Genomic DNA, 26,665 nt, shown 5'->3' with positions numbered 1-26,665 from the left:
GAACAGCGGGTGACCACCTTCACGCTCGATGTCCTACGGACGGGCGCGGGGCCGCAGCGGCTCGTCACGACCCCGCAGCGCCTCTACAACCTGGGGTCGGCGACCGTCGACCCGAACGCGGCCGTCGCCCACCAGCGCGAGGTCGCCGACGTGGGCGTGCGGATCGCGTTCGACGTCCCCGCGCCGCGGATCTACCCCATGTCGGTCAACTCGGTGACGACCGACGACCGGATCGGCGTGCACAGCGGGAGCACCTCCGGGGAGGTCGAGCTGGTGCTCGTCGTCCACGAGGGGGAGATCTTCCTGGGCGTCGGGTCCGACCACACCGACCGCGTGCTGGAGAAGCACAGCATCATCTGGGCCAAGCAGTACTGCCCGAGCGTGCTGGGCAGGCAGGTGTGGCGGTGGCGCGACGTCGCCCCGCGCTGGAGCGACCTCGTCCTCGAGTCCACCGTCGACGGCGCGCTCTACCAGCGGTGCGGCGCGTCGGTCTTCCTCTCCCCCGACGCGATCGTGAAGGTGCTCGAGGAGCGGGTGGCGGCGCTGCCGTCGTCCTACCTGGTGTTCTGCGGCACCTACACCAGCATCGAGAACACGATCCGGTACGGCACCACCTGGACCGGCACTCTCCGGGACACGACCACCGGTGAGCGCCTCGACCTGCGCTACGAGGTGGTCGACCTGCTCTCGGAGATCCGGCCCGGGTTCCGGGTCCCGCTCGTGAACGGCGGCAGCTGATGTACGGGCGGCGAGCGCGTGTCGGTGTCGTGGTCCCGTCCACGAACACCACGGTGGAACCCGAGTTCGCGGCGTACCTGCCGCCCGACGTCGCGGTGTTCGCCACCCGCGTCGCGGTGGCCGAGGTCGCCTCCGAGGAGGAGAAGGTCGCGAGCCTGCTCGCGATGCACTCCCAGCTCGACCGGGCGGTCGCCGAGCTCGCGTCCGCGGGTGTGGCGGCCATCGCCTACGCGTGCACGTCCGGCAGCTTCCTGGGCGGGCGCGACTCCGACCAGGCGACGTGCGACGACCTCACCCGCGCCCACGGGGTGCCGATCGTCACGACGAGCAGCGCGCTCGTCGCCGCGCTCACCGCGCTGCGAGCGCGGAAGGTCGCGCTGGCCACCCCGTACGTCGCCCCGGTCGCCGACGGCGCGGTCACTTACCTCGGCCAGGCCGGGTTCACCGTGACCGCCCGCAACGACCTGCACATCCTGTCCAACCTGGACAAGGGCCGGCTGGAGCCCGCGGCGAGCTACGCGGCGGCGACGGCGCTCGACGTCTCCGACGCCGACGTCGTGGCGATCAGCTGCACGAACTGGCGGACGCTCGACTCGCTCGTCGCGATCGAGCAGCAGACCGGCCGGCCCACCGTGAGCAGCAACCTCGCCACGCTGTGGGCGCTGCTGCGCCTCGCGGGCATCGACGAGCCGCTGAGCCCCGCCGTGCGCCTGTCCGGTCTGCCGCTCCCCGAGCAGGCCCGGGCCGAGTGGCACGGCCGATTCGCGGAGGTGACCTGATGACCGACTCCCAGGCTTCCCCCGTCGCCCTCGTCACCGGCGCCGCAGGCGGCATCGGTACGGCGATCTGCGACGAGCTGGCCGCCCACGGCTACGTGGTCGTGGCCGCCGACCTGGGCGGAGCCGCGCCGGCGAGCGCGACCCACGCCGTCGAGCTGGACCTGCGCTCCGGGGACTCGTGCCGCGCGGCGGTCGCGGCCGCGGTCGAGCGGGCCGGGACCGTGGACCTGCTGGTGAACAACGCCGGCATCAACGCCCGCGGCGCGACCGAGACCATGCCGGAGGAGGTCTGGCACGACGTCGTCGAGGTCAACCTCAACGGCACGTTCCGCATGTGCCAGGCCGTCTACCCCGTGCTCTCCACCCGCGGGGGCAACATCGTCAACCTGGCCTCCACCGGAGGTCTCGTCGCGATCGCCGGCTCGGCGATGTACGGCGTGACGAAGGCGGGGGTCATCCAGCTGACCAAGATCCTGGCGCTGGAGTGGGCGGGCGCGAAGATCCGCGTCAATGCGGTGGCACCCACGATCGTGCCGAGCCCGATGACCGCGGACGTCCTCGACAACGAGGACTACATGACCGCGAAGCTCGCGACGATCCCGCTCGGCAGGGTCGTGCGGCCCGAGGAGGTCGCGGCTGCGGTGCGGTGGGTCGCCTCCGCCGAGGCGGCGATGGTCACCGGCCACACCCTGTGCGTCGACGGAGGGGTGAGTGTGCTGTGACGACGGCGCGAGCCGCGCAGCCGGCGGTCAAGCAGAAGCAGCGCCGCCCCATGCTGCGCTACATCCTCAAGCGCATCGCGATCGTGCCCATCTCCGTGTTCGTGCTGGGCAGCGTGTCGTTCTTCCTGACGTTCCTGATCCCCGGTGACCCGGCGATCACGATCCTCGGCGACTTCGCGACCAAGGAGCAGATCGCGCACGTCAACGCCCAGCTCGGGCTCGACAAGCCGGTGCTGGAGCGCTATGTCTCCTACTGGACGAACCTGCTGCAGGGCGATCTCGGCACCTCGTTCTTCACGAACGAGCCGGTGCTGTCCGACCTGGGGAAGTTCCTGCCGAACACCATCGAGCTGGTCTTCTTCTCGCTGCTGTTCGCGCTCGCGCTGGGCATGACGATCGGCGTGATCGGCGCCTACTTCGCCCGCAGGCTCCCGGACCGGATCATGAGCGGCATCACCTCGGTGCTGCAGTCCGTGCCGGACTTCTTCCTCGCACTGGTCGGCATCTACGTGTTCTTCTTCCTGCTCGGCTGGGCGCCCGCGCCCATCGGGCGGCTGCCGATCACGGCGGGCTCCGCCGACGAGCGGCCGTTCCTGATCTTCTCCAGCCTGTTCACCGGCGACTGGGAGACGCTCGGCATGGCCGTGAGCCACGCGGCGCTGCCGGTGCTGGCGCTGGGGCTGGTCTACGCGTCGTACTTCGCCAAGACCGCGCGCGGCAGCATGGGCACCGCGCTCACCACGCCGCAGGTCGAGTTCGCCCGCGCCTGCGGGCTGCGGGAGCGCACGGTCGTCTACTACGCGTTCGCCGCGTCCCGCACCACGGTGATCACCTACGTCGCGATCCTGTTCGGGTCGCTGCTCGGCGGCGCCGCGATCGTCGAGCGCGTCTTCAACTGGCGCGGCATGGGCCAGTGGGCGCTGGACGGCGTGCTGAAGGTCGACGTGCCGATCATCCAGGGCTTCGTGATCACGGCCGGCCTGCTCACGCTGACCCTCTTCCTGCTCCTGGACATCGTGGTCCTCCTCCTCGACCCGCGGGTGAGCTATGAGTGACGCCGCCGCCATCCCCAAGTCCCCGGCCGCCGAGGTCGTCACGAAGATCGTCAACTTCGCCCGGGTCAGCCCGGGCATCGTGGCCGGTGTCGCGGTGCTGCTGTTCCTGCTGCTGGCGTCGTTCCTGGCGCCGCTGCCGTACGACCCGGTGACCCCGGACCCGACGTCGGTGCTGCAGCCGCCGTCGGCGCAGCACATCTTCGGCACCGATGCGAACGGGTTCGACGTCTTCTCCCGCGTGGTCGCGGCCGGCCGCAGCGACCTGCCGCTCGCGCTGGCCGGCACGCTCGCCTCGCTGGTGATCGGTCTCCTCGTCGGTCTCCCGCTGAGCGTGAAGAGCAAGTGGAGCGAGGGCTTCATGCGCGCCCTCGACGCGTTCCAGTCGTTCCCGCTGATCGTGCTGTCGGTGACGATCGTGTCGCTGACCGGCAACGACATCCAGAACATCCTCTACGCGATCGTCATCATCAACGGCCCGCGGTTCATCCGGCTGATCCGCAGCGAGGCGCTGGCGATCCGCGAGGCGCGGTTCATCGAGGCCGCGATCGCCACCGGGGCCCGGCCGCGGCGGGTGATGTTCCGGCACATCATGCCGAACGTCATCGACGTCTGCCTGGTCCAGTGCTCGCTCACCACGGCGAACGCCGTGATCGTGATCGCGGCGCTGAACTTCCTCGGCATCGGCGTCTCGCCGCCCACCCCGACCTGGGGATCGATGGTGCAGGTGGGCGCCCAGGCGATCTCCACCGGCCAGTGGTGGATCGCGATCTGGCCGGGCGTGGCGATCTTCATCGCCATCGCGAGCCTCAACATGCTGGCCAACGGCATCCAGCGACGGGTGGAGGGAAGCTGATGCTCCGCGTACAGGGTCTGACCTCCCAGTTCCGGGGCCGCGCGGGTGTCGTCAGGGCGATCGATGACGTCTCGTTCGAGGTGCCGGCGGGCGAAGCGGTCGGCATCGTCGGCGAGACCGGGTCCGGCAAGTCCGTGACCATCCGCTCGATCCTGGGGCTGCTGCCCTCCTACGGGCGGGTCGTCGCGGGCAGCGCCGAGTTCGAGGGTGAGGACCTCATCAAGCTCTCCCGCACCCGGTTGCGGGAGATCCGCGGGGCCCGCATCGGCTTCGTCGCGCAGAACCCGTTCGGCGCGCTCAACCCGGTGCTGTCGATCGAGAAGCAGTTCCGCAACGTCATGCGGGCACACCGCCGGATGAGCCGCGCCGAGCTGCACGATCTCGCGATCGAGCGGCTGGCGGCCGTGCAGGTGCGCGGACCGGAACGGGTGCTGCGCGGCTACGCGCACGAGCTGTCCGGCGGCATGGCGCAGCGTGTGGTCATCGCGCTCGCGATGCTGCACGACCCGCCGCTGGTCATCGCGGACGAGCCGACGACCGCGCTCGACGTGACCGTCCAGCGCCAGATCCTGGACCTGATCGACTCCCAGGTGAAGCAGGGCGGCCGCTCGCTGCTGCTGGTCACGCACGACCTCGGCGTCGTCGCCCAGTACTGCCACCGGGTGGTGGTCATGAAGTCGGGTCGGGTCGTCGAGACCGGGCTCGTCGCCGACGTGTTCACCAATCCGACCCACGAGTACACCAAGCAGCTGCTCGACGCGGTGCCACCGGCACCGTGGGCGCAGGAGGCGCCGGGCCTGACCGAACAGGCGGTGACCAGCCGATGAGCATCATGGAACTGCGCGACGTGAACCACGTGTTCCGCCGCGGCGGCAAGGAGGTCCACGCCGTCAACGGGGTCTCGTTGTCGGTGGCGAAGGGCGAGACCGTCGCCGTCATCGGCGAGAGCGGCTCCGGCAAGTCGACGCTCGGCCGCATCGCGCTCGGCCTGATCACCCCGACGTCCGGCTCGGTCGTGTTCGACGGCATCGAGCTGACCGCGCTGTCGAGGAAGCAGATGCGGCCCCTGCGGTCGCGGCTGCAGGTCGTGTTCCAGGAGCCGTACGAGTCGCTCAACCCACGGCTCAAGGTCGGCGACATCATCGCCGAGCCGCTGATCATCCACCGGCCGGAGCTCTCCCGCGCCGAGCGCCGCGAGAAGGTCGTGGCGATGCTGGAGCGGGTCGGCCTCACCGCCGAGCACGCTGACCGGCTGCCGCGCAACCTCAGCGGTGGCCAGCAGCAGCGCATCGGCATCGCGCGGGCGATCATCACCGAGCCGGAGCTGGTGATCCTCGACGAGCCGACGTCGTCGCTGGACGTGTCGGTGCGGGCGCGCGTGCTCGACCTGCTGCGCGACCTGCAGCGCGAGCGCGGCATCTCCTACGTCTTCATCTCCCACGACCTGGCCACCGTCGGGCTGATCAGCGACCGGGTCGCGGTGATGTACCTGGGCACCGTCGTCGAGCAGGGCCCGACGCAGGAGGTGCTGACCAACCCGCGCCACCCGTACACGCAGGCGCTGATGTCGGCGACGCTCTCCACGGTCGTCGGGCAGAAGCGCGAGCACGTGCCGCTGCGCGGGGAGATCCCGAACCCGTCGAAGAAGCCCACGAAGTGCGTGCTGTCCGGGCGGTGCCCGATCGAGGTCGACGCGTGCTCGTCGTGGCAGGTGCGCTTGGCGCAGGTGGCCGACCGGCACGAGGTGGCGTGCATGCGCGTCGAGCAGGAGCAGAAGCAGCCGGTGGAACTGGGGGGTGGCCGATGACCGGCGAGTACCTGCCCGTGCCGTGGGGTGCGGTGCACGTCCTCACCGCGAGCACCGATCCGCTGCGCGACCAGGTGGCGTCCGGGCGACCGGTGCTGATCATGATGCACCAGAGCCCGCTGTCGGCCCGCCGCTACCGCAAGGCGCTGTCCGGGCTCGCGGAGTTCTGCGTCCCGATCGCGATCGACACGCCCGGCTACGGCGAGTCGGATCCGCCGCCGCGGGAATGGGGCGTCGAGGACTACGCCGAGGTTCCGTGGACGGTCGCGGACGTCGTCGGGGCCGAGCGGCCGTTCCTGTTCGGGCGGGCGACCGGAGCGGTGTTCACCCTGCACGCGGTGGCCCGCCGGCCGGGCCGCGCAGCCGGCGTGGTCCTGCACGGGGTGCCCGTCTACACACCGCAGGAGCGGGCAGACCGGCTGGCCTCGTTCGCGCCGCCGTGGCAGCCCAGCCCGGACGGCAGCCACCTGAACTGGATCTTCGACCGGGTGCGGGGCGAGTACCCGTGGGCGGACCCGCACCTCGTCACCGAACTGGTGCGGGACTACCTGCACGCCGGCCCCGACTTCGCCTCGTCGTACCGCGCGATCTGGCGCCACGACCTGCGCGACTCCGCAGCTGCCGCAGGACCGGTGGACCTCCTGCTGGCGGGCACGGAGGACCGGATCAAGCACATGCACCCGAGAGCGGTCGAGCTGATCGAGCACCGCAGCGCGGTCGTGGTGCCGGGAGCGACCGACTTCCTCGCCGAACAAGACCCGCAGACGTTCTGCCGGATCCTGCGCGAGGTCATCGAACCGAGGGGAGCCATTTCCGCATGACCGAGCAATCCGCGCTCGGCGATGGCCCGCTGACCGGGGTGCGGGTCGTGGACGCCTCCACGATCCTGGCCGGTCCGCTGTGTTGCCAGCTACTGGGGGACTACGGCGCCGACGTGATCAAGATCGAGCACCCGCGCCGCGGCGACGGGATGCGCGGGCACGGGCCCGCCAAGGACGGCGAGCCGCTGTGGTGGAAGGAGGTCTCCCGCAACAAGCGGCTCGTCGCGGCCGACCTGTCGCAGCCCGAGGGCGCCGAGGTGCTGCTGCGCCTGGCGGAGCGGTCCGACGTGCTGGTGGAGAACTTCCGGCCCGGCACGATGGAGCGCTGGGGCCTCGGCCCGGAACAGCTGTGGGAGCGCAACCCCGGCCTGATCATGGTGCGGGTCACCGGGTTCGGGCAGACCGGGCCGTACGCGAGGCGGGCCGGGTTCGGCACGCTCGCCGAGGCGATGAGCGGCTTCGCCCACCTCACCGGTGAGCCCGACGGCCCGCCCACGCTGCCCGCCTTCGGCCTCGCCGACTCGATCGCCGGCGTCGCCGCGGTCGCCGCGACGATGATGGCGCTCTGGGAGCGGGACACCAAGAGCCCCGGCAAGGGCCAGGTCGTCGACATGAACCTGCTGACCCCGCTGATGACGGCGGTCGGTCCCGGCCCCACCGTGTACGACCAGCTCGGCGTCGTCGGGCAGCGGACGGGCAACCGCTCGCAGAACAACGCGCCGCGCAACACCTACAAGACGAAGGACGAGCGCTGGGTCGCGATCTCGACCAGCGCGCAGAGCATCGCCGAGCGCGTGATGCACCTCGTCGGGCACCCGGAGGTGATCGACGAGCCGTGGTTCGCGACGGGCGCGCAGCGCGCCCAGCACGCGGACCTGCTCGACGGCTACGTCTCGGAGTGGATCGGTCAACGCACCCGCGACGAGGTCATCGCCGAGTTCACCGCGGCGGGCGCGGCGGTCGCGCCGGTCTACGACGCGGCCGACATCGTCAACGACGAGCACATCCGGGCCACCCAGATGCTGACCAAGGTGCCCGACCCGAAGCTCGGCGAGGTGCTGATGCACAACGTCATGTGGGGTATGTCGCGGACCCCCGGACGGATCAGGCACACCGGCGGCGACCTCGGGGCGGACACCGAGCCGGTGCTCACCGAGCTCGGCTACGCGCCGGCGGAGATGGACGAGCTGCGCGAGCGGGGGGTGATCGCATGACTGTGAACGACGCGCCGCGGGAGATCACCTCCTCGTGGCTGGATGCAGCACTGGGATCGGGGGTCCGGGTCCACGACCTGGGCAGGCCGCTGTTCAAGGGCATGCCGCAGTCGCCGAACCACCCGCCGTACTGGCACACGCTCCCCCGCCGGCACGGCGACATGGTGCGCGCCGACGGCGGCTCCGCCGCGGCCGACCACATCTCGCTGGGCACCCACGTCGGCACGCACATCGACGCGTTCTCCCACGTCTCGCACGACGGCGAGCTGCTCGGCGGGATCTCGGCGGAGGAGGCGCAGCGCGGCGGTGCGATGAAGGCGCTCGGCGCGGAGACGATCGCGCCGATGTTCCGCCGCGGCGTGCTGCTGGACGTGCCGCGCGCACTCGGCCTCGAGCAGTGCGAGCCGGGCTACGAGATCACCCCGGACGACCTGCACCGCACGGTCGAGCAGCAGGGCGTCGAGATCCGCCCGGGTGACGTGGTGCTGATCCGCAGCGGCTGGGGCGCGAACTTCGACGCCGGGGCCGAGGTCTACACCGGCCACGCGAGCGGCGTGCCGGGGGTCAGCGAGGCCGGAGCGTACTGGCTCGCCGACCGCCAGGTGCACGCGGCGGGCGCGGACACCATCGCGTTCGAGCGGCTGCTGCCCGGCCAGGGGCACGCCCTGCTGCCCGCGCACCGCGTCCTGCTGGTGGAGAAGGGCATCCACATCATCGAGACGATGGACCTGGAGGAGCTGGGCGCCGCCGGGGTGCACGAGTTCCTCTTCGTGCTCTCACCGCTGAAGCTCGTCGGGGCCACGGGCTCGCCGGTCCGGCCGCTCGCGGTCGTCCCGGAGGCCGGCTCGTGACCGCTCCTGCTCCTGCACCCACCCTGTCTGCACCCACGCTGAGCCAGACCGTCGCCCGGTTCGCCGTGGAGGCCGCCGCGGGCCAGGTGCCCGAAGCGGTGCGCGCGAGCGTGCGGCAGCGGATCCTCGACGTGCTGGGCCTGTGCGTGGCCGGACGAGCGCTCGACACCAGCGCCGCCGCCCTCGCGTTCGTCGCCGAGCAGGGCGGCACCGGGCGGGCCCACGTCGTCGGCGACCCGAACCCGGTGCCGGCCGCGCTCGCCGCGTTCGCCAACGGAGTGCTCGCCCACTCGCTCGACTACGACGACACGCACCTGCCGTCGGTGCTGCACCCGAGTGCGAGCGTCGTGCCCGCGGCGCTCGCAGCGGCTGAGGACAACGACGCGAGCGGCGACCTGCTGATCGCCGCGATCGCCGCCGGCCTGGAGGTGTGCGTCCGCATCGGGATGGCCGGCTACGTCCCGGAGAGCGGCAACTCCGTGTTCTTCGAGCACGGCCAGCACGCCACGTCGATCTGCGGCGCGGTGGGCAGCGCGGTCGCGGCGGCTCTGCTGGGTGGTGCCGACGAGGCGGAGGTGGCGCACGCGATCGGCATCGTGGCGTCGCTGTCGTCCGGGATCATCGAGGCGAACCGCACCGGCGGCACCGTCAAGCGGCTGCACTGCGGGTGGGCCGCACAGGCCGGGGTGTCGGCGGCGCGGCTGGTGCGCCACGGCTTCACCGGGCCACCGACGGTGTTCGAGGGCCGGTTCGGGTTCTTCCAGGCGTTCCTGCACGGGGAGTACCGGCCGGAGGCGATCACCGACGGGCTGGGCACCGATTGGGAGGTGCCGCGCATCTTCTTCAAGCCCTACCCGGCCAACCACTTCACGCACACGATCGTCGACGCGGCGGCCGAACTGCGCCGCCAGGGACTCGCACCGGCGGAGGTCGAGTCGCTGGAGATCGGGGTGCCCGCACCGGTGGTGCGGACGGTGGGCGAGCCGATCGAGAAGAAACGCACGCCGAGCACCCCGTACGAGGCGCAGTTCAGCGGCCCGTACGCGGCGGTGGTGGGGCTGTTCGGCGGCGGTGGGCTCGGAGCGGCGCTGGCGGACTACGCGCCGGCGCACCTCGCCGACCCGGCCCGTCAGGAGCTGATGCGCCGCACGACCGTGGTCGCCGACGAGGAGTGCACGAGCATCTACCCGCACCAGTTCCCCGCCGTGATCCGGGCGCGGTCCACCGACGGGCGCGAGTGGACCGCGAAGGCCCTGGTCAACCGGGGCGGCGTGGACAACCCGCTCACCGACGAGGAGATCGCCCGCAAGTTCACCGACAACGCCGGCCCGGTCCTGGGCGACACGACCGCCCAGAGGGTGGTCGCAGCAGTCGCCGGCCTCGGCACCACGACCGAGGTGGGCGAGCTGCTGGCGCTCACCGCCCGGCAGAACGACAGCACGGAGGAGACGGAATGACGGCCTACGACCTGGTCCTGCACAACATCGACCTCGTGCGGCCCGGGGCCGACACCCCGGTCCGCACCGCGATCGCCGTCAAGGACGGCAAGGTCGCCGCGATCGGGCCGGAGCTCGCGACCGCGGAGGCCACCGAGGTGGTCGACGGCGGCGGCAAGCTCGCGTTCCCCGGCGTCGTCGACGCCCACCAGCACTGGGGCATCTACCACCCGCTCGCGATCGACACCGAGACCGAGAGCCGCGCCTGCGCCCAGGGCGGGGTCACCACTGCCCTGAACTACATGCGCACCGGCCAGTACTACCTCAACCGGGGCGGCCGCTACGAGGAGGTCTTCCCCGAGGTGCTCAGCACCGTCGAGGGCAGGGCGTACGTGGACTACGGTTTCCACCTCGCGCCGATGATGAGCGCGCACATCGACGAGATCCCCGAGCTGATCAGCAAGTACGGGGTGTCGTCGTTCAAGGTGTTCATGTTCTACGGCTCGCACGGTCTGCACGGGAAGTCGAGCGACCAGAGCGAGTTCCTCATGATCCCCGAGGGCGAGCGCTACGACTACGCGCACTTCGAGTTCGTCATGCGGGGCATCCAGGCCGCGCGGGAGCAGTTCCCCGACATCGCGTCGGAGATCTCGCTGTCGCTGCACTGCGAGACCGCCGAGATCATGACCGCGTACACCGAGCGGGTCGAGCGGGAGGGCAAGCTCAAGGGCCTGGAGGCCTACTCGGCGTCGCGCCCGCCGCACTCGGAGGGCCTGGCGATCTCGATCGCGTCCTACCTCGCGCACGAGACCGGCCTGGCGAACATCAACCTGCTGCACCTGAGCTCCCGCAAGGCGCTCGACGCGGCGCTGCGGATGGCGGAGGCGTTCCCGCACGTCGACTTCCGCCGCGAGGTCACCATCGGCCACCTGCTCGTCGACTACACGACCGCGCACGGCCTCGGCGGCAAGGTCAACCCGCCGCTGCGCGAGCGCGCCGACGTCGACGCGCTGTGGGAGGCGGTCAAGGAGGGCACGGTCGACTGGGTCGTCAGCGACCACGCGTGCTGCAAGGACGAGCGGAAGTTCGGCAAGGGCGACAAGCGCGACGACGTGTTCGCCGCCAAGTCCGGCTTCGGCGGCACCGAGTACCTGCTCGCCGGGCTGGTGAGCGAGGGCCGCAAGCGCGGCGTGCCGCTGGGTAGGCTCGCCGAGCTCGTCACCGCGAACCCGGCCCGCCGCTACGGCCTGCGCAACAAGGGCGACCTCGCCGTCGGGTTCGACGCCGACATCGCGCTCGTCGACCCGGACCACACGTGGACCGTGCGCGCGGAGGACTCGGAGTCGAGCCAGGAGTACACGCCGTTCGAGGGCCAGGAACTGACGGCGAAGGTCACCGACACGTTCCTGCGCGGCACGCGGATCCTGCAGGACGGCAAGATCGTCGGCGAGCCGGCGGGCCGCTACCAGAAGCGGCCGGTGGGCGCCTGACGGTCCACCGCTCCTGACGGAGCGAGGCTCGGCCGGGCGGGGTGGTCGGTGGGTGCCCCACCCCGTCCGGCCGCCCCAGCTCAGCTGCGGGTACCGACCGGGACGGGTGCGGTGGTCTCGGGCTCGGCCCCGGGGGCACCGGGACGGCCGCGGCGGGCGAGGCCGATCGCCGTCGTGACGACGGTGCCGGCGGCCATGCCGACGAGCAGCGCGATCAGCGGATCGCCGGCGACGGCGGCGCCGCCGAGGAAGCCGAGCAGCGCGGACCAGCCCGCGGAGAGCACGGTGCCGGGAGCGGTGAAGAACGCGAACCGGCGACCGGCGAGCCCGGTGGCGCCAGCGGCGAGGGCGGCGACGGTACGGCCCGCCGGGATGAACCGCCCGGTGAGCAGGATCAGCCCGCCGCGGGTGTGCAGCAGGTGCTCGACGTGGGCGTACGTCGTGGCGCGGGTGGTGCCGGGGACCATCCGGCGCCGGACGGCCGGCCCGAGCCTGCGGCCGATGAAGTAGGCGATCGACTCTCCGACGAACGAGCCCGCAGCCGCGGCGGCCACGACGAGCACCAGCTCCTGCGAGCCGGAGGCGGCGGCCACTCCCCCGCCGATGATCAGCGCTTCACTGGGGACTGCGGGCAGCAGCGCGTCGATCACGGCGAGGCCGAGGATGACGAGCAGCAGCCACGGTGAGGACAGCGCGCCCTCGATCAGCTGCCGGAGCCCCTCGACCACGTCCACACCGTCCACGCTAGGCAGCCGGTCACGGGGCCGGCATGCGGTGAAGCCCTGGTTCGACCCTGATCTCCCCCGGGACCTTCCCTGAGGCACTGCATCTTCTGCTGCATCCTCTGCGGCGTCTTCTGCGGCGTCTTCGTCGACGCATCCGCTCCGACGCGGTGGCCGGGGCCGGCGTTCCCGATGCCGATCAGCCGAGCAGCTCGGGCAACCGCCACAGCTGCGCGGGCTCCCCAGCGATCACGTACGCGTCGGCGCCGGACGCCACCAGGGCGCGGACCGGGCCGCGGACGTCGGCGATCGCCCTGGTGGTGACGCCGCCGTCGCTGATCTCGATCGCGCGCACCCGGTCGCCGTCCGCGGCGATGTGCAGTGCTCCGCCGCTCACGATCAACGGGGCGGCGACGGGCTCCCGCTCCCCGAGCGGGATCTCGGGCACACCGGCCACCCGCTCCCAGCGATCGCCCACGAACCGCCAGAGGGCGAGTCGACCGTCGACCCGGCCCGCCACCGCGCACTCCGCTGGTCCGCAGCGGGCCGCGAGCGCGATGCCGGCGCGCCCACCGTCCGGCAGCGACGTGACCTGCCACGACCCGCCGACCTGGCGCCACACCGCCGGCTTCTGTCCTGAGGCGCCGGCCTGCCAGCCCGTCACCAGTGCCCCACCGGGTGCACGGGTGGCGGCGACGGCGAAGTTCAGCGTCGTGCGGGTGCTCTCCAGCGGCGTACCCGCGACGTCGACTCGGCTCCACTCGTCGCCGGCAGCGGTCCAGACCATCACGTCGTTGCCCGCCTGGGCGCTCTCCCACGAGCCGACCAGCAGCGGCCCGCCGGAGGCGAAGACGGCACCGACCAGGTCGCCCGCACCCCAGCCGCCGAACGTCGAGAACGCCTGCACGCGCTCAGCGACCCCGCCGGCGTCGCCGGTCCACACGCTCCAGCGGACGTTGCCGTGCGCGCCGCCGCGGTCGCCGCCGACACCCAGGATCCGCCCGCCCTCCGCGGTCAGCGCGTACCAGGAGGCGGTGGCGCCGTAGCCGGTGGCGGGGCTGAGCGGGACCTCCGCCGGCTGCCCGTCCGGTGTGAGCCGCAGCAGGCCGGGACGGTCGTCGCGGCGGTGGCCGACCAGCACGCCGTCCGCCTCCGCGAGGACCTCAGGGACGCTCCCGGGCGGCAGCTCGACGCGTTCAGCCGGCTGTGCGCTCCCCCCAGCCGCACAGCCGGCCAGCGCCACCACCGCCGCCGCGAGCACACCGACGACTCGCTGCGTCAGGGTCATATCCGTTACGATAGTGACGATAGCCGGTCAGTGTCCACATGGGAAGGTCCGAGGGTGCACGCCGATCACCCCACCGACAGCCAGGGGCGGATCCTGCCCGACCCGGCATGGCCGCCGGGCCGGGAGGCGCCGGGCGATCTGGAGCTCGTACGGCGCTTCCTCAACACCGCGAACCGGGAGAACGGCGCCGACCGCTTCGCCGAGCCCGGCGGGCTGACGGCCTGGACCACGGCCGAGGGACTGCCGGTCGTCCCGGCCGATCCGGCGGAGCACGCCCGCGTCGTCGCGTTCCGGGAGGCGCTGCACACGTTCACCGCGTCCCACACGACCGGCGCAGCCGCCGCCACCGGAGAGCTGGCGCCCCTGCTCGCGCCGGTGTCGTTCGCGATGACGGCCGCTGACGGGGGCCTCCACCTGCAGGTCACGAGCCCGCGCGCGACCGATCGACTGCTCGGGACGCTCGCCCTCGCCGTGCTCGACGCGCAGTACCGCGGCACCTGGCCGAGGCTCAAGGCCTGCCTGCAGTGCGGCTGGGTGGTCTACGACGGCTCGCGCAACCGCAGCGCGCGGTGGTGCTCGATGACCGTGTGCGGCGGGCGGGAGCACGCCCGCGCGTACCGGAGGCGGAAGGCGGCGACCCGGGGCCGCGACTGAGCCGATCCAACCCCGCTGATCCGACCCCGGTCAGCCCGACGCCAACCAGGCCAGCATCCGGCCGCGCAGCCAGCACCGGCCCAGCCCCTCGCCCCGCACCCGGCCACCCGCGGCCCGCACCAGACCGAGGATGCTGTGGCCGGAGGCGGGGCGATCGCCGAAGGTCGGCACCTCTGGTGCGACGCCGACCCCCTCGACGGTCACCCACGCGATCTCCCGCTCGGCGCTCGCGGCGGCGAGCCGCTGCAGCAGCAGCCGTCGCCGTTCCCGGGTGAACCGGGAGAGCGCCCACGTCGTGACGACGACGGGCAGCGCGCCATCGGGGACCAGGGCCACGGCGGCCGCCAGCAGGTCGACGGGGTTCCCGACCATCCGCTCCGGCGGATCGGCCGCGGCGAGCGCGATCTCGGCGGCGAGCCGCGCGGCCCGATCGTGGTCGCCGGGCGGCAGGCAGGCGCGCAGCCAGCCGGCGACGTCGGGATCGGTGACGTCGAGCGGGGCCCGGTCGACGACGATCCGCGCGGCGACGGGCGGCATCGGCCGATCGGGCACCGCCCAGCCGCCGACGATGGCCGCGGCGACCTGCACGGGCGAGGCGGGATCACCGAGCGTGCGGCCGTCGTCGTAGGCGACGGCGGCGCGGTCGACGGTGAGGTTGAGCCCGGCCGGGCGGCCGACGTCCACCAGCCCGACGGCGCCCGCGCCGCTGCGGTGCGCAGCCTCAGCGATCAGCGGGTACAGGACAGCGGGGTGCCCGGTCTCGTCGGGCAACGGGCGGCGGCGGGCCAGCTCGGCGACGTCGGCGGCCATCCGCTCCAGCACGTCGAGCGCCGCCTCAGCGGCGGCGGCGGCATCCCCCTCCTCGTACGCGGCGGCGAGTTCGGGCGCTCGGCCGGCCAGTGCGAGGTGGTGCAGCGCAGCCAGCACCGCCGCCTCGCGCCCGGCCGGCACCGCGGCGGGGGCCGAGGCCCGGAGCGCGGCCGCGACGTGCGCCTGCACCGTGGCCCGCCGATGCGTGTCCCGCCGATGGTCCACGTCCGCGATCATGCCCCGGCGCCGACCAGGGGGGAAGGTCGGTCCGAGTGTCAGGCCGTGTACGCCCCGGCGTCGATGTCGGCGATGATGCCCGGCCCGGCGGGCTCCCAGCCGAGCAGCTCGCGCGTCGCGGCGCTGCTGGCGCTCATGTCCAGCCCGAAGAAGCCGCCGATCCAGCCGAAGTGGGCCGAGACGTCGGCCGGGTCGATCGAGGCGATGGGGACGCCGGTCACGCGGCCGATCGCCTCGGCGATCTGCCGCGTCGGCACGCCCTCCTCCGCGACGGCGTGCAGCCGCGCTCCGGCGGGGGCGCCCTGCAGGGCCAGCCGGACGAGCCGGGCGGCGTCGCTGCGGTGCACCGCGGACCAGCGGTTGCTGCCGTCGCCCGGGTACCCGGACACGCCCTTCTCCTTCGCGATCGCCGTGAGGACGGCGACGAACCCGTGGTCGCGGAAGCCGTGGACGGTCGGGGCGAACCGCACGGCCACGGTGCGCACCCCGCGCTCGACGAACTCCAGCGCGAGGTTCTCGCTGCCGCCGCGCGGCGAGTCCGGCCCGTGGAACGGCGAGGGATCCCGTTCCGTGAGGACATCGGAACCGAACTTGGTCACCCCGGAGGCGAGCAGGAACGGCCGCCCGGTGCCCTCGAGCGCCTCGCCGATGGCCTGCACCGCGGCGCGCTCGGCGGCGTTGTTGCCCGCCGGGTCGGACCAGTCGTGCTTGTTGGCGAGGTGGATCGTGGCGTCGGCCTGCTCGGCGCCGAGCGCGAGCGCGGCGAGATCGTCCAGGTCGCCGCGGTGGACGCGGGCGCCCTTCGCCTCGAGGCCGGCGGCGGAACGGTCCGACCGGGCCAAGGCGGTGACCTCGTGCCCGGCCGCGAGCAGCTCGTCGACGACGGCCGAGCCGATCCACCCGGTCGCACCGGTGACGAAGACGCGCATGGGAAAGCCTCCCGATGTCAGCGACTGACGTCAGTCGCAGACATCACTGTAGCGATGATGTCAGCCGCTGTCATCACCTAGACTCGCGACGTGGCACGGTGGGCGGCAGGCACCCCTGAGCGGTTGCAGAAGGCGGCGCTCGAGCTGTTCGCCACCCGCGGGTTCGAGCAGACGACGGCCGCGGAGATCGCCGAGGCCGTCGGTCTGACCGAGCGCACGTTCTTCCGCCACTTCAGCGAGAAGCGCGAGGTGCTCTTCCACGGTCAGCAGGCGCTGGTCGAGGCCTGCCGCGCGGGCGTGGCACAGGCCCAGCCGGACGCGTCGCCGATGGAGGTCGTCGCCGCCGCGCTGCGGGCCGTCGGCGCGTTCTTCACCGAGGAGCGCCGCCCGTTCTCCCGGGCCCGCCAAGCGGTGATCGACCAGAACCCGCAGCTGCAGGAACGGGAGCGGCACAAGCTCGCCAACCTGGCCGCCGAGATCGCCGCCGGACTGCGGGACCGCGGCGTCGGCGAGGTCACGGCGGCGCTGGCGGCCGAGTGCGGGATGGCGGTCTTCGCCGTCGCCTTCGGCCAGTGGCTGCGCGACGACGCCCGCTCGTTCGCCGAGATCACCGCGGACGTACTGGCCGAGCTGCACCGGCTCACCGCGGCCCCGCTCCCGCAGGGCTGACGGTCAGCCGTACTCGGCGGCAGTGACCGCAACGGTGCGGTGCAGGCGCGCGAGCAGCAGCTCCGCCTCCTCCCGGTCGAGCAGCACCGTGCACTCCAGGCGGCTCTCCGGCACGCCCTCGCGCACGTCGACGGCGACGTCGCGCAGCCGGTAGCAGCGCTGGCGCAGCAGGGTCATGACCCGCAGCGCACCGTCGAGCCCACCGGTCATGTGGACGACGATCCTGCGGTACATGCGGGACGGGACGGGGTCGGCGAGGACCACCACGGCCTCCTCGGACTTCGGGGGAACGGGAAGTCCGGGCCAGGTCCCGGTGCGACAGCAGACGGCGCGCCGACGTCCTGGCTCAGCCGGCGCGCTCGATAATGATCAGCCCGATCACACTGCGCACGTGCCGGATCGTAGCGCGCCGGCAGGCGGAAGCCCCACCGGGATCACGCCGGGTAGCTCATCACCAGCAGTGCCCGCCCCCCCCCCTCCGGCCCTGCCGCGTAGACGTGGGCCGCGGCTCCGTCGAAGAACGCGGTGTCCCCGGGCTCCAGCTCCAGCGGCGCGTCGAGCGGGCCGCAGCGGATCCGTCCGGCGACGCAGTAGACCGCCTCCCGGGTGCCCGGCTCGTGGGCGTCGCCGCGGAACTGCGCGTCCGGCGGCAGATCCAGCTCGAACAGCTCGGTGCGGTGCCGGCCGCCGTCGGTGTGCAGCAGCCGCCCGCGCATCCCGGCGGTGGACTCGACGACCGGCCCGGCACCGCGGCGCAGCACCGTGGCGGCGGCCGGTCGGGGCTCTTCGAGCAGCTGGCCCACGCTCAGGCCCAGTGCGCGGGCCAGCCGCCAGAGGGTCTCCAGCGACGGGTTGGCCCCGCCGGCCTCCAGCCGCGCGAGGTTCGTCTTCGACAACCCGGTGGCGCGGCTCAGCTCGCCGAGCGAGAGGTTGTGGATCTCGCGGTGGCGACGCACGGCGGCGGCGAGCCGGTCGACCATCGGCTGCGTCGGCGACTGGGCGGCCACCCGACCCCCTTCCCCGTTCCGTAGAGATTTCGGATCGTTCCCCATAAGGTACGGGCAGCCGACGGTGGAGGTTCCCGTGGATCTGGCCGCGACCGTGCAGGAGTGGATCGAACCACGCGCCGAGGAGATGGCCGCACTGCTGGCCGACCTCGTCGCGCTGGACACCGAGAACCCGCCCGGCCGCGGCCTGGGCCGGTGCGCGCAGCGGCTGCGCGCGGCGATGACGGAGCTGGGCCTCGCACCGCAGATCCTCCCGATCCCGCCGCACGCGCAGCTGGAGGAGCCGAGCATCGTGCGCGGCGCGGCCGGCAGCGGGCCGAAGCTCGTCTACTTCCACGGCCACTTCGACGTCGTGCCCGCGCAGAGCCGCACCCAGTTCACCCCGGAGCGCCGGGACGGGCGGATGTACGGGCGCGGCACCGCGGACATGAAGGGCGGCGTCGTCTCGATGCTGTACGGGGCCGCGGCCGCGCGCGAGCTGGGGCTGCTCGGGGACGGACGGATCGTGCTGCACCTGGTCTGCGACGAGGAGACCGGCAGCGACGCCGGCGCCGGCTACCTGCGGCAGCACGGGCTGATCGATCCGGCCGCGCTCGCGATGGTGACCGCGGAGCCGACCGGCGGCGTCGTCTGGCACGCCAGCCGCGGCGCGCTCACCCTGCGCGTCCAGGTCAAGGGCCGCGAGGCCCACGTCGGACAGGCCCACCTCGGCGACAACGCGTTCGCGCACATGGTCGCCGTCGCGCACCCGCTCACCGAGCTGGCCCGCGAGCTGCAGGAGCAGCGCACCGCGTTGCCGATGGCCGACGAGACCGGCAAGGGCTCGATGATGGTCGTCGGCGGCGCCTCGGGCAGCGGCGTGAACTTCAACGTCGTCCCCGGCTCGGCGTGGTTCTCCGTCGACCGCCGGTGCAACCCGGAGGAGGACCTCGACGAGGAGATCGCCCGCATCACCGACCTCGTCACGAGCGCGGCGACGGCCGCGGGCACCACCGCGTCGGTCGAGGTCCTGCAGCGCCAGCCGCCGGGCGCTACCGACGCCGACCACCCCGCGGCCCGGGTGCTCGCCGCGTGCGTCGCCGAGGTCGAGGGCGCCCCGCCGGCGTTCGAGCTGTGCCCGGGCATCCTGGAGACTCGCTGGTACGCGCAGCTCGGCATCCCCGCGTTCGGCTACGGCGCGGGCCGGCTGGACGTCTCGCACGGCCCCGGCGAGTTCATCGACGAGGCCGCGATGCGCCGCTGCGCCGCCGTCTACGCGCTGTTCGCAGCGCGGATCCTCAGGTAGCGCGGACGTCGAGCCCGGTGAGGATCGCGTCGACGCCGAAGGCGAACGCCTCCTCCGACTCGGCCTGCCGGGCGGGATCGTCCGGCAGGATCCCGGCCCGGACCAACTCGTCGTGGTTCTGCTCCTCGGCGACGAACCCGAGGACGAAGTGCACGACGGTGCGGGCGGCCCAGTCGGCCTCGCGCTCGCCGAGGTGCTCCGCGAAGAGCGTGCGCAGCTCGCGCGTCGGAGCGACCGACTCCGGGCGGAACGCCTGCACGAAGCTGACGACCTCGGCCCCGTCGCGCACCTGCAGCAGGGCGCGGCGCAGGCCGGCGGCGGCCGAGCGGGGATCGGCGGCTCCGCTGGGCCAGTCCGCGAGGATCCGTTCGGCGACCGCGGCGAGCAGCTCCTGCTTGCTCGCGACGTGGTAGTAGAGCGCACCCGGTGCCACGTCGAGGTCCTGGGCCAGCCGGCGCATCGACAGGCCGGCGAGCCCGTGCGCGCGCAGCGCCTCGAACGCCCCCTCGACGACCTGGGCCCGGGTGACCTTCACCCGTGGAGTGTGCCTCCCGGCACCGGGGGCTTGTCGCGGCCACCCCGCCTCGCTACTTTCGAACAGTGTTCAAAACAGTGTTCAAAACCCTCGATGACCTGGCCGAACGGGTACTGTCCGGCGAGCCGCTCGACCGGGCAGGGGCCCGGGCCGTGCTGCAGTGCCCCGACGACCTGGTGCTCGATCTCGTCGCCGCGGCGGCCCGGCTGCGCCGCGCGCACTTCGGCAACCGGGTGAAGGTGAACTACCTCGTCAACCTCAAGTCCGGGATGTGCCCGGAGGACTGCGGCTACTGCTCGCAGCGACTGGGCTCGCAGGCGCAGATCCTGAAGTACTCCTGGCTGTCGACCGAGGAGACCGTCCGCCAGGCCGCGGCCGGGATCGCCGGCGGCGCCACCCGGGTCTGCCTCGTCGCGAGCGGACGCGGCCCCGGCGACCGCGACGTCGACCGGGTCGCCGACGCCGTGGCCGCGCTGAAGGCCGAGCACCCCGACGTCGAGGTGTGCGCCTGCCTGGGGATCCTGCGCGAGGGCCAGGCGGAGCGGCTGCGCGCAGCCGGCGTCGACGCCTACAACCACAACCTCAACACCGCCGAGTCCCGCTACGCCGACATCTGCTCGACCCACGGCTTCGCCGACCGCGTCCGCACCGTCGAGCAGGCGCAGGCAGCGGGGCTGTCGTCGTGCTCGGGGCTGATCGTCGGCATGGGCGAGACCGACGACGAGCTGATCGACGCCCTGTTCGCGCTGCGCGACCTCGGGACCGACTCGATCCCGATCAACTTCCTCATCCCGTTCGACGGCACCCCACTGGCCGGGACCTGGCTGCTCACGCCGCTGCGGGCGCTGAAGGTCCTCGCGCTCGCCCGGTTCGTCGCCCCGGCCGCGGAGCTGCGGATGGCCGGGGGCCGCGAGGTGCACCTGCGGTCGCTCCAGCCGCTCGCACTGCACGTGGCCAACTCGCTGTTCCTCGGCGACTACCTGACGAGCGAGGGCCAGGCCGCCGAGGCCGACCTGGCGATGATCGCCGACGCGGGGTTCGAGGTGGTCGGTGCTCGACCGGCCGAGCATCTGCCGGTCGAGCCCGAGGTCGCGGTGGCGATCCGGCAGCGCGGCGCCGGGACCGCGGTGGCCCCGAACGCATGAACGGGCTGATCGAGCGCGACCGGGGACTGCTGTGGCACCCGTACGCATCCCTGGCCGGGCCCGCGCCGTACGCGGTGCTCGACGCGGCCGGCACCCGGCTGGAGCTGGAGGCGGCCGACGGCATCCGGTTCACCGCGATCGACGCGATGAGCTCCTGGTGGTGCGCGATCCACGGCTACCGCCACCCCGCTCTGGACGCCGCGGTGCGCGAGCAGATCGGCCGGTTCAGCCACGTGATGTTCGGCGGGCTCACCCACGAGCCCGCGGTCCGGCTGGCCGAGCAGCTGGTGGCGATCACCCCGGGCGAGCTGCAGCACGTGTTCCTGGCCGACTCCGGTTCGGTGTCGGTGGAGGTCGCGCTGAAGCTCGCCGTGCAGTACCAGGTCGCGATCGGGCGGCCGCAGCGGCGCCGTTTCCTCGCGCTGCGCGGCGGGTACCACGGCGACACGACGGGCGCGATGAGCATCTGCGACCCGGTCGACGGCATGCACGCGCTCTTCCCCGGACTGGTGGCCGAGCAGCTGTTCCTGCCGCGCCCGCCCGCCGCGCCGACCGCGGACGGCGCGATCGCCGGACCCGCGGACGTCGACGAGTGGGCCGCGCACGCCCGCCGGACCGCCGCCGCGCACGCCGGCGAGCTGGCGGCGATCGTCGCCGAGCCGGTGCTGCAGGGCGCGGGCGGCATGCACGTCTACCCGCCCGAGTGCCTCGTCGTGCTGCGGGAGATCGCCGACCGGCACGGGCTCCTGCTCATCGTCGACGAGATCGCGACCGGGTTCGGCCGCACCGGTCCGCGGTTCGCCGTCGACCACGCCGGGATCACGCCCGACGTCCTGTGCGTGGGCAAGGCGCTGACCGGCGGGTACCTGACACTGGCTGCGGTGCTGTGCACGTCGGCCGTGGCGCGGGCGGTCGGCGCGCTGCTGCACGGGCCGACGTTCATGGGCAACCCGCTGGCCTGCGCGGTCGCCTCGGCGTCGCTGGAGCTGCTGCCCGGCTACGGCGACCGGATCGGCGGGATCGCCAAGGAGCTGGCCGATGCCCTCTCCCCCGCCGCCGAGCTCCGTTCGGTGCGGGACGTGCGCGTGCTCGGCGCCGTCGGCGTCGTCCAGCTGGACCGGCCGGTGGACGTGCCGGCGGTGACCAGGGCAGCGCTCGAGCGGGGCGCGTGGGTGCGCCCGTTCCGCGACCTCGTCTACACGATGCCCCCGTACGTCTGCCGGTCCGACGAGATCGCCGCCATCGGCGCGGCGATCACCGGAGCCGTCGAGGAGGTGCACGGCTGATGGCCGCACTGGACACCTGGCTCGCCGAGGCCGCCGCCACCCGGATCCGCACGGGGCTGGTGCGGCGCACCGACGCCGCCCGGCACCCGCGCTCCCGGGACGGGCTGCTCGACCTGGCCTCCAACGACTACCTCGGCCTCGCCGCCGATCCGCGGCTGCGGGCCGCCGCGCGAGCCGCCGTCGAGCGGTTCGGGACGGGTGCGGGCGCGTCGCGGGTGGTGACCGGGACGACCGCCGCGCACGCCGAGCTTGAGGCGGCGCTGGCCCGGCTCACCGGACAGCCGGCCTGCCTGACGTTCTCCAGCGGCTACACGGCCAACATCGGGATCCTGACCGCGCTCGGTGACCCGGACACGCTGCTGATCTCGGACGCGCACGTGCACGCGTCGCTGATCGACGGGGCGCGGCTGTCCCGCTCGCCGGTCGCGGTCTGCCCGCACCGTGACCTGGACGCGCTGGACCGGCTGCTGCGCGAGCGCGACCAGCCGCGGGCCGTCGTCGTGGTGGAGTCGATCTACTCGGTGCTCGGCGACGCCACCGACCTGCAGCGCACGGCCGAGCTGTGCGCGCGCCACGACGCGTTCCTCGTGGTCGACGAGGCGCACGGCATCGGGGTCGCCGGTGACGGACGGGGTGCCGTGCACGCGGCGGGGCTCGCCGGGAACCCGAGCGTGGCCGTCACCGCGACGCTGTCGAAGGCGCTCGGCGCGCAGGGCGGGGCCGTGCTGGGCTCGCCGGTGCTGCGCGAGCACCTGGTCAACACCGCGCGGACGTTCATCTTCGACACCGCGCTCGCCCCGGCGGCGGCCGCAGCGGCGGCGACGGCGTGCCGGATCGTCGAGGATGAGCCGGAACGCGTGGCGGACCTGCACCGGGTGGCCGGGGCGATCGCCGAGGCCGCGGACGTGCCGCGGGCACCGGGCGCGGTGCAGTCGATCCCGGCCGCGTCGCCGGACGACGCGGCCGCGGCGACCGCGCGGCTGCAGGACGACGGGGTGCTGGTGGGCTGCTTCCGCCCGCCGAGCGTGCCGGACGGGATCTCGCGGCTGCGGCTGGTCGCGCGGGCGGGCATCGCCCCGGAGCGGGCGGCGGGGGCGGCCCGGCTCGCGGCGCAGTGGGCGCAGCCGAAGCAGCACACACAGCAGCCGCAGTGGACACAGCCGCGGGTACCGGCGTGATCCTCGTCGTGACCGGTACCGACACCGGTGTCGGAAAGACCGTGGTGACGGCGGCGCTGGCGGTCGCGCTGGCCGCGGCGGGCCGCCGGGTCGCGGTTCTCAAGCCCGTGCAGGCCGGGACCGAGGACGATCTCGGTGACGATCTCGGTGACGGCCTCGGTGACGGCCTCGGTGACGGCCTCGGTGACGCTGACGTCGTGCGGCGGCTGGCCGGGGTCCGGGCGGCCGAGGGGATCCGGTTGCCGGACCCGATGGCCCCGGTGGCCGCGGCGGCGCGGGCGGGCGTGCGGCTGCCCGGGCTCGCGGAGCACTGCGCGCACGTGGAGCGGCTCGCGGCCGATCACGACGACGTGCTCGTCGAGGGTACGGGCGGGTTGCTCGTCGAGCTGGACGGGTCCGGCGGCACCGTGGCGGACCTGGCCGGGCTCACCGGGGCGAGCACGGTGGTGGTGTGCCGGTCCGGCCTCGGCACGCTCAACCACACCGCGCTGACGCTGGAGGCGCTGGAGCGGCGTGGAGTGGCGGTGCCCGGGCTCGTCGTCGGCGCCTGGCCGCGCTCGCCGTCCGAGGTGGAGCGGGACAACCGGGCGCGCCTGGCACGGCTGGCTCCCCTGCTGGGCGCGGTACCGGCCGGGGCGGGACAGCTGCCGGTGGCCGAGTTCCGGCGCGCGGCGCCCGGCTGGTTCACCGGGCTGCCTCAGGCGGCGTCGACGAGCGCGAGGTCGAGCTTCGGCGGCCGCGGCCCGTAGGCGTTGGCGCGGGCGGAGCGGCGCTGCAGCACCGGCAGTTCCAGCAGCGGCCGCAGCCGGCGGGGCGGGGCGAGCACGGCGCCGCGGCTGCGGGCCCGGTCGGAGCTCCGCTCGGTGCGCTGCTGCTCGGCCTGCACCTGCGCGATCGCCGCCTCGCGGGCGGCCTGAACACGGGCCAGATCGGCCTCGGTCAGGGTGCCGGCGCGCAGCGGCGCGATGATCGCGTTCGCTGCGGCGACGGCGTCCTGCACGGCCATGAGGATGCCGTTGCCGCCGACCGGGGAGATGACGTGCGCGGCGTCGCCGATGAGCAGCAGCCCGGGGCGGTGCCAGCACGGCGCTGCCGAGATGTCGACCGACAGCAGGCTGGTCTGCCCCATGTCCTCGAGGTGGTGGACGCGGTCGGCCAGCCACGGCACGTGTGTACGCAGGAACTCGCGGATCGGCTCGACGCCGGCCTCGCGCACCGCCGCGTAGCCCCCGTGCGGGATCGCGTAGCCGACCCGCCAGTGATCGGAACCGCCGAGCACACCCACGTAGCGGCCGGGGCCGGCGTAGAGATCCAGGTCGGCGGCGGGATCGTCGGCGCGGCGGGGTAGCCGGAACCACACGAGATCGGTGGTCGCACCTGAGGAGACGACGGGCAGATCGGCGAACCGGCGGACCGCCGAGAAGCGGCCGTCGGCGCCGATCACCAGGTCGGCGGGCAGCTCGTGCTCGCCGGAGCGGTCGCGCACGCGCAGCCCGGTGACCCGGCCGTCGGCCTCCACCAGGCCGGTGGCCTTCGTGCTGGTGCGCAGCTCGAACCCGGGGAACCGGGCGGCGCGGTCGAGCAGGAACTCGATCAACCGGGCCTGCGGCATGATCGCGACGTAGTTGAACCGGGTGCGCAGCCGCGCGTAGCTGGCCGGCGTCACGGTGCCGTAGGGCGTGTGGAAGCGGAAGGCGTCGGCGGCGACGTGCGGGATCTGCAGCACGTCGTCGGCGAGGCCGAGCTCGTCGAGCAGCTCCAGCGTGTACGGGTGCAGCGAGTCGCCGCGGTACTCGCGTTCGAAGTCCGACCGCGCCTCGCAGAGCGTCACCGCGATGCCGGCGCGGGCCAGCAGGTACGCGAGCAGGGCACCGCCGGGGCCGCCGCCGGCGATCACGACGCGCGCGGCGCTCACGACGCGCTCGAATCGGTGCTCGAATCGGTGCTCGCCGTGGTGACCAGCTCGAACACGGCCATCTCTGGCATAGCCGCGACGACCTCGTCCAGCAGTGCGTCGGGCGTGAACGGGAAGGCGCTGCGGGCCGGGCCGTGTGCGGTGCGGGCGTACTGCAGGGCCACGAGGGCGGCCGTCCGGTCGGTGCGGCGGACCGCGGTGAGCGGCGCGTCCTCGCCGAGGATGCTGCAGGCGGGGTGCGCGTCGAGGTTGGCGACCCAGTCGCGGCGGGCCCGCGGCGCCACCAGGTAGCGGCGGCCGTCGCGGGCGATCACCGCGAGCGGGACGTCCCGCGGCTCGCCGCTGGTGCGGCCCGTCGTGCGGACGACGCGCAGCGCGTAGCCGCCGTCGACCAGCGGCGCCGGCTCGGCCGTCGCGATCCGCTGGGCCATCTGCTGGTTGAGCTGCCGGAGCTGTTCCCGGTCCATTCGACCTCCCATGTCACTAGACAGTCTACATAAATTCGTTAGGCAATCTAGCGACCGGTAGCCTGAGGAGGTGTCCGACGGGATCCCCGACGCCCTGCGCGCGCTGATGCGGACCGTCCACGCCGTGGAGGCCGCCCTGGCCCGCCGGCTCGGCGTGGGCGTCACCGACGTCCTGGCGCTGCAGATCCTCGCCGACCGCAACGCCGGCACCGTCGAGCTGGCCAGACAGCTCGGCATCCGCTCGGCGTCGGCCACCGCGCTCGTCGACCGGCTGCAGGCGGCGGGCCACCTGCGCCGGGTCCCGCACACCACCGACGGCCGCCGCGTCGTCCTGGAGCTGACCGACTCGGCCCGGACCATGGTCCTCGCTGGGCTGGAGCCGATCCTGGACGCGGTCGACGACGCCGTCGCCGAACTCGACCCGGACGAGCGCCCCGCCGTCGAGGAGTTCCTGCGCCGGATCACCGACGCGTTCGAGGAGTTCAGCAAGGCCGGCTGACGGGCCCCGCGCAAAGACATCACCCCGGTGACGTCCCCCGCGGCGCCGCCGCCCACACCTGGCCGGGGTGCCAGCCGCGTCACACTCGGCGTGGGCGCGAGTTGCCCCGACGAGCACGGCGAGTTTCCCCGAGCGGGCGGCCGAGTTGCCCCGACGAGCACGGCGAGTTTCCCCGAGCGGGAGGGCGAGTTCGCCGAACCGGGACGGCGAGTTGCCCGACGGAAGTCGTCGATCTCACGGCGGACGCGCCGCGGCAGGCGAACTCGACGTCCT

The 26,665-nt window shown here is 73.5% G+C and carries 29 protein-coding genes; 20 read left to right on the top strand and 9 right to left on the bottom strand.

From position 1 onward, the window contains the following. Positions 1–9 precede the first annotated feature (9 nt). From BUE41_RS26270 to BUE41_RS26210, 12 genes are read left to right on the top strand one after another with little or no spacing between them, the layout of a single operon-like run. Complete coding sequence (locus BUE41_RS26270; RefSeq protein WP_073460015.1) at positions 10–738, top strand: DUF2848 family protein; 729 nt, start codon at positions 10–12, stop codon at positions 736–738. Next, entirely contained in the window at positions 738–1,517 is a 780-nt protein-coding gene (locus tag BUE41_RS26265) for a maleate cis-trans isomerase family protein (RefSeq protein ID WP_073460014.1), read from the top strand. Before BUE41_RS26270 ends, BUE41_RS26265 begins: the two co-directional genes overlap by 1 nt. Then, positions 1,517–2,239 carry an SDR family NAD(P)-dependent oxidoreductase gene (locus BUE41_RS26260; protein ID WP_073460013.1) on the top strand — a complete coding sequence of 241 codons (723 nt, stop codon included), beginning with the start codon at positions 1,517–1,519 and terminating at the stop codon, positions 2,237–2,239. Before BUE41_RS26265 ends, BUE41_RS26260 begins: the two co-directional genes overlap by 1 nt. Continuing rightward, the gene (locus tag BUE41_RS26255; protein WP_084755892.1) at positions 2,236–3,294 is read left to right on the top strand and encodes an ABC transporter permease; all 1,059 of its coding nucleotides are present in this window, start codon (positions 2,236–2,238) and stop codon (positions 3,292–3,294) included. Before BUE41_RS26260 ends, BUE41_RS26255 begins: the two co-directional genes overlap by 4 nt. Further along, positions 3,287–4,147: an ABC transporter permease gene (locus tag BUE41_RS26250; RefSeq protein ID WP_073460012.1), complete on the top strand. Its 861-nt coding sequence runs from the start codon at positions 3,287–3,289 to the stop codon at positions 4,145–4,147. The genes BUE41_RS26255 and BUE41_RS26250 overlap by 8 nt, the downstream gene beginning before the upstream one ends. Further along, positions 4,147–4,974: an ABC transporter ATP-binding protein gene (locus BUE41_RS29900; protein WP_084755890.1), complete on the top strand. Its 828-nt coding sequence runs from the start codon at positions 4,147–4,149 to the stop codon at positions 4,972–4,974. Before BUE41_RS26250 ends, BUE41_RS29900 begins: the two co-directional genes overlap by 1 nt. Next, entirely contained in the window at positions 4,971–5,954 is a 984-nt protein-coding gene (locus tag BUE41_RS26235) for an ABC transporter ATP-binding protein (protein ID WP_073460011.1), read from the top strand. Before BUE41_RS29900 ends, BUE41_RS26235 begins: the two co-directional genes overlap by 4 nt. After that, complete coding sequence (locus BUE41_RS26230) at positions 5,951–6,775, top strand: alpha/beta fold hydrolase (RefSeq protein WP_073460010.1); 825 nt, start codon at positions 5,951–5,953, stop codon at positions 6,773–6,775. The genes BUE41_RS26235 and BUE41_RS26230 overlap by 4 nt, the downstream gene beginning before the upstream one ends. Further along, positions 6,772–7,989, top strand: a complete 1,218-nt coding sequence (locus tag BUE41_RS26225) for a CaiB/BaiF CoA transferase family protein (RefSeq protein ID WP_073460009.1) — start codon at positions 6,772–6,774, stop codon at positions 7,987–7,989. Before BUE41_RS26230 ends, BUE41_RS26225 begins: the two co-directional genes overlap by 4 nt. After that, positions 7,986–8,840, top strand: coding sequence for a cyclase family protein (locus BUE41_RS26220; protein ID WP_073460008.1), 855 nt, complete (start codon positions 7,986–7,988; stop codon positions 8,838–8,840). The genes BUE41_RS26225 and BUE41_RS26220 overlap by 4 nt, the downstream gene beginning before the upstream one ends. Next, a complete protein-coding gene (locus tag BUE41_RS26215; RefSeq protein WP_234997592.1) occupies positions 8,837–10,297 on the top strand; it encodes an MmgE/PrpD family protein in 1,461 nt (486 codons plus the stop codon). Before BUE41_RS26220 ends, BUE41_RS26215 begins: the two co-directional genes overlap by 4 nt. Next, entirely contained in the window at positions 10,294–11,766 is a 1,473-nt protein-coding gene (locus tag BUE41_RS26210) for a dihydroorotase (RefSeq protein WP_073460007.1), read from the top strand. Before BUE41_RS26215 ends, BUE41_RS26210 begins: the two co-directional genes overlap by 4 nt. A gap of 80 nt (positions 11,767–11,846) precedes the next feature. Here the strand turns inward: BUE41_RS26210 and BUE41_RS26205 are convergent, their stop codons facing one another. After that, positions 11,847–12,500 carry a DedA family protein gene (locus tag BUE41_RS26205; RefSeq protein ID WP_073460006.1) on the bottom strand — a complete coding sequence of 218 codons (654 nt, stop codon included), beginning with the start codon at positions 12,498–12,500 and terminating at the stop codon, positions 11,847–11,849. 187 nt (positions 12,501–12,687) lie between these two features. Further along, on the bottom strand, positions 12,688–13,776 hold the full coding sequence (locus tag BUE41_RS26200) for a hypothetical protein (RefSeq protein WP_073460005.1): 1,089 nt from the start codon (positions 13,774–13,776) through the stop codon (positions 12,688–12,690). A 54-nt stretch (positions 13,777–13,830) separates the two neighbouring features. On the opposite strand from BUE41_RS26200, the gene BUE41_RS30505 reads away from it, so the two are divergent. Continuing rightward, entirely contained in the window at positions 13,831–14,430 is a 600-nt protein-coding gene (locus BUE41_RS30505; RefSeq protein ID WP_143172367.1) for a CGNR zinc finger domain-containing protein, read from the top strand. 30 nt (positions 14,431–14,460) lie between these two features. On the opposite strand, the gene BUE41_RS26190 is transcribed toward BUE41_RS30505, so the two are convergent. Beyond that, positions 14,461–15,465: a DUF2332 family protein gene (locus BUE41_RS26190; RefSeq protein ID WP_200804117.1), complete on the bottom strand. Its 1,005-nt coding sequence runs from the start codon at positions 15,463–15,465 to the stop codon at positions 14,461–14,463. Between the two features lie 50 nt (positions 15,466–15,515). Then, complete coding sequence (locus tag BUE41_RS26185) at positions 15,516–16,406, bottom strand: SDR family oxidoreductase (protein WP_073460003.1); 891 nt, start codon at positions 16,404–16,406, stop codon at positions 15,516–15,518. A 90-nt stretch (positions 16,407–16,496) separates the two neighbouring features. Here BUE41_RS26185 and BUE41_RS26180 point away from each other — a divergent pair, with 90 nt between their 5' ends. After that, the gene (locus tag BUE41_RS26180) at positions 16,497–17,075 is read left to right on the top strand and encodes a TetR family transcriptional regulator (protein ID WP_073460002.1); all 579 of its coding nucleotides are present in this window, start codon (positions 16,497–16,499) and stop codon (positions 17,073–17,075) included. Between the two features lie 3 nt (positions 17,076–17,078). Here the strand turns inward: BUE41_RS26180 and BUE41_RS26175 are convergent, their stop codons facing one another. Then, positions 17,079–17,339: a hypothetical protein gene (locus BUE41_RS26175; RefSeq protein ID WP_143172366.1), complete on the bottom strand. Its 261-nt coding sequence runs from the start codon at positions 17,337–17,339 to the stop codon at positions 17,079–17,081. Positions 17,340–17,509: 170 nt separating this feature from the next. Next, on the bottom strand, positions 17,510–18,082 hold the full coding sequence (locus tag BUE41_RS29890; RefSeq protein WP_159444970.1) for a helix-turn-helix domain-containing protein: 573 nt from the start codon (positions 18,080–18,082) through the stop codon (positions 17,510–17,512). Positions 18,083–18,158: 76 nt separating this feature from the next. Between BUE41_RS29890 and BUE41_RS26165 the strand changes: the two genes are divergently transcribed. Next, positions 18,159–19,367 (top strand): M20 family metallopeptidase, encoded by a 1,209-nt coding sequence (locus BUE41_RS26165; protein WP_073460001.1) that lies wholly within the window; start codon positions 18,159–18,161, stop codon positions 19,365–19,367. Here the strand turns inward: BUE41_RS26165 and BUE41_RS26160 are convergent. Continuing rightward, positions 19,360–19,902 carry a TetR family transcriptional regulator gene (locus tag BUE41_RS26160; protein WP_073460000.1) on the bottom strand — a complete coding sequence of 181 codons (543 nt, stop codon included), beginning with the start codon at positions 19,900–19,902 and terminating at the stop codon, positions 19,360–19,362. The two genes, BUE41_RS26165 and BUE41_RS26160, sit on opposite strands and share 8 nt — an antisense overlap. A gap of 77 nt (positions 19,903–19,979) precedes the next feature. On the opposite strand from BUE41_RS26160, the gene bioB reads away from it, so the two are divergent. The 4 genes from bioB to bioD are packed head-to-tail and all read left to right on the top strand — an operon-like array spanning position 19,980 to position 24,260. Then, positions 19,980–21,047: a biotin synthase BioB gene (gene bioB, locus BUE41_RS26155; protein ID WP_073459999.1), complete on the top strand. Its 1,068-nt coding sequence runs from the start codon at positions 19,980–19,982 to the stop codon at positions 21,045–21,047. Further along, entirely contained in the window at positions 21,044–22,333 is a 1,290-nt protein-coding gene (gene bioA / locus BUE41_RS26150; RefSeq protein ID WP_073459998.1) for an adenosylmethionine--8-amino-7-oxononanoate transaminase, read from the top strand. The genes bioB and bioA overlap by 4 nt, the downstream gene beginning before the upstream one ends. After that, complete coding sequence (locus tag BUE41_RS26145; RefSeq protein ID WP_073459997.1) at positions 22,333–23,511, top strand: aminotransferase class I/II-fold pyridoxal phosphate-dependent enzyme; 1,179 nt, start codon at positions 22,333–22,335, stop codon at positions 23,509–23,511. Before bioA ends, BUE41_RS26145 begins: the two co-directional genes overlap by 1 nt. After that, entirely contained in the window at positions 23,484–24,260 is a 777-nt protein-coding gene (gene bioD / locus BUE41_RS26140; RefSeq protein WP_200804116.1) for a dethiobiotin synthase, read from the top strand. The genes BUE41_RS26145 and bioD overlap by 28 nt, the downstream gene beginning before the upstream one ends. Here bioD and BUE41_RS26135 read toward each other — a convergent pair. Both BUE41_RS26135 and BUE41_RS26130 read right to left on the bottom strand, forming a co-directional pair. Then, on the bottom strand, positions 24,209–25,426 hold the full coding sequence (locus BUE41_RS26135) for an FAD-dependent oxidoreductase (protein ID WP_073459996.1): 1,218 nt from the start codon (positions 25,424–25,426) through the stop codon (positions 24,209–24,211). The genes bioD and BUE41_RS26135 overlap by 52 nt on opposite strands. Continuing rightward, positions 25,423–25,893, bottom strand: coding sequence for a nitroreductase/quinone reductase family protein (locus tag BUE41_RS26130; protein ID WP_073459995.1), 471 nt, complete (start codon positions 25,891–25,893; stop codon positions 25,423–25,425). Before BUE41_RS26130 ends, BUE41_RS26135 begins: the two co-directional genes overlap by 4 nt. A gap of 70 nt (positions 25,894–25,963) precedes the next feature. Between BUE41_RS26130 and BUE41_RS26125 the strand changes: the two genes are divergently transcribed. Then, on the top strand, positions 25,964–26,392 hold the full coding sequence (locus tag BUE41_RS26125; RefSeq protein WP_073459994.1) for a MarR family winged helix-turn-helix transcriptional regulator: 429 nt from the start codon (positions 25,964–25,966) through the stop codon (positions 26,390–26,392). Positions 26,393–26,665 lie beyond the last annotated feature (273 nt).

Origin of the sequence: Pseudonocardia thermophila (genome assembly GCF_900142365.1) — a bacterium.
Taxonomy (GTDB): domain Bacteria; phylum Actinomycetota; class Actinomycetes; order Mycobacteriales; family Pseudonocardiaceae; genus Pseudonocardia; species Pseudonocardia thermophila.
Note: the sequence above shows the minus strand (reverse complement) of the source record. Positions and strands in the feature narration are given on the sequence as shown.

Coding starts and splice junctions, on each gene's coding strand:
- BUE41_RS26210 (WP_073460007.1), top strand. CDS start 10,294: ATGACGGCCTACGACCTGGTCCTGCACAACATCGACCTCGTGCGGCCC.
- BUE41_RS26225 (WP_073460009.1), top strand. CDS start 6,772: ATGACCGAGCAATCCGCGCTCGGCGATGGCCCGCTGACCGGGGTGCGG.
- BUE41_RS26220 (WP_073460008.1), top strand. CDS start 7,986: ATGACTGTGAACGACGCGCCGCGGGAGATCACCTCCTCGTGGCTGGAT.
- BUE41_RS26230 (WP_073460010.1), top strand. CDS start 5,951: ATGACCGGCGAGTACCTGCCCGTGCCGTGGGGTGCGGTGCACGTCCTC.
- BUE41_RS26265 (WP_073460014.1), top strand. CDS start 738: ATGTACGGGCGGCGAGCGCGTGTCGGTGTCGTGGTCCCGTCCACGAAC.
- BUE41_RS29900 (WP_084755890.1), top strand. CDS start 4,147: ATGCTCCGCGTACAGGGTCTGACCTCCCAGTTCCGGGGCCGCGCGGGT.
- bioA (WP_073459998.1), top strand. CDS start 21,044: ATGAACGGGCTGATCGAGCGCGACCGGGGACTGCTGTGGCACCCGTAC.
- BUE41_RS26260 (WP_073460013.1), top strand. CDS start 1,517: ATGACCGACTCCCAGGCTTCCCCCGTCGCCCTCGTCACCGGCGCCGCA.
- BUE41_RS26200 (WP_073460005.1), bottom strand. CDS start 13,776: ATGACCCTGACGCAGCGAGTCGTCGGTGTGCTCGCGGCGGCGGTGGTG.
- BUE41_RS26235 (WP_073460011.1), top strand. CDS start 4,971: ATGAGCATCATGGAACTGCGCGACGTGAACCACGTGTTCCGCCGCGGC.
- BUE41_RS26185 (WP_073460003.1), bottom strand. CDS start 16,406: ATGCGCGTCTTCGTCACCGGTGCGACCGGGTGGATCGGCTCGGCCGTC.
- BUE41_RS26250 (WP_073460012.1), top strand. CDS start 3,287: ATGAGTGACGCCGCCGCCATCCCCAAGTCCCCGGCCGCCGAGGTCGTC.
- BUE41_RS26145 (WP_073459997.1), top strand. CDS start 22,333: ATGGCCGCACTGGACACCTGGCTCGCCGAGGCCGCCGCCACCCGGATC.
- BUE41_RS26130 (WP_073459995.1), bottom strand. CDS start 25,893: ATGGACCGGGAACAGCTCCGGCAGCTCAACCAGCAGATGGCCCAGCGG.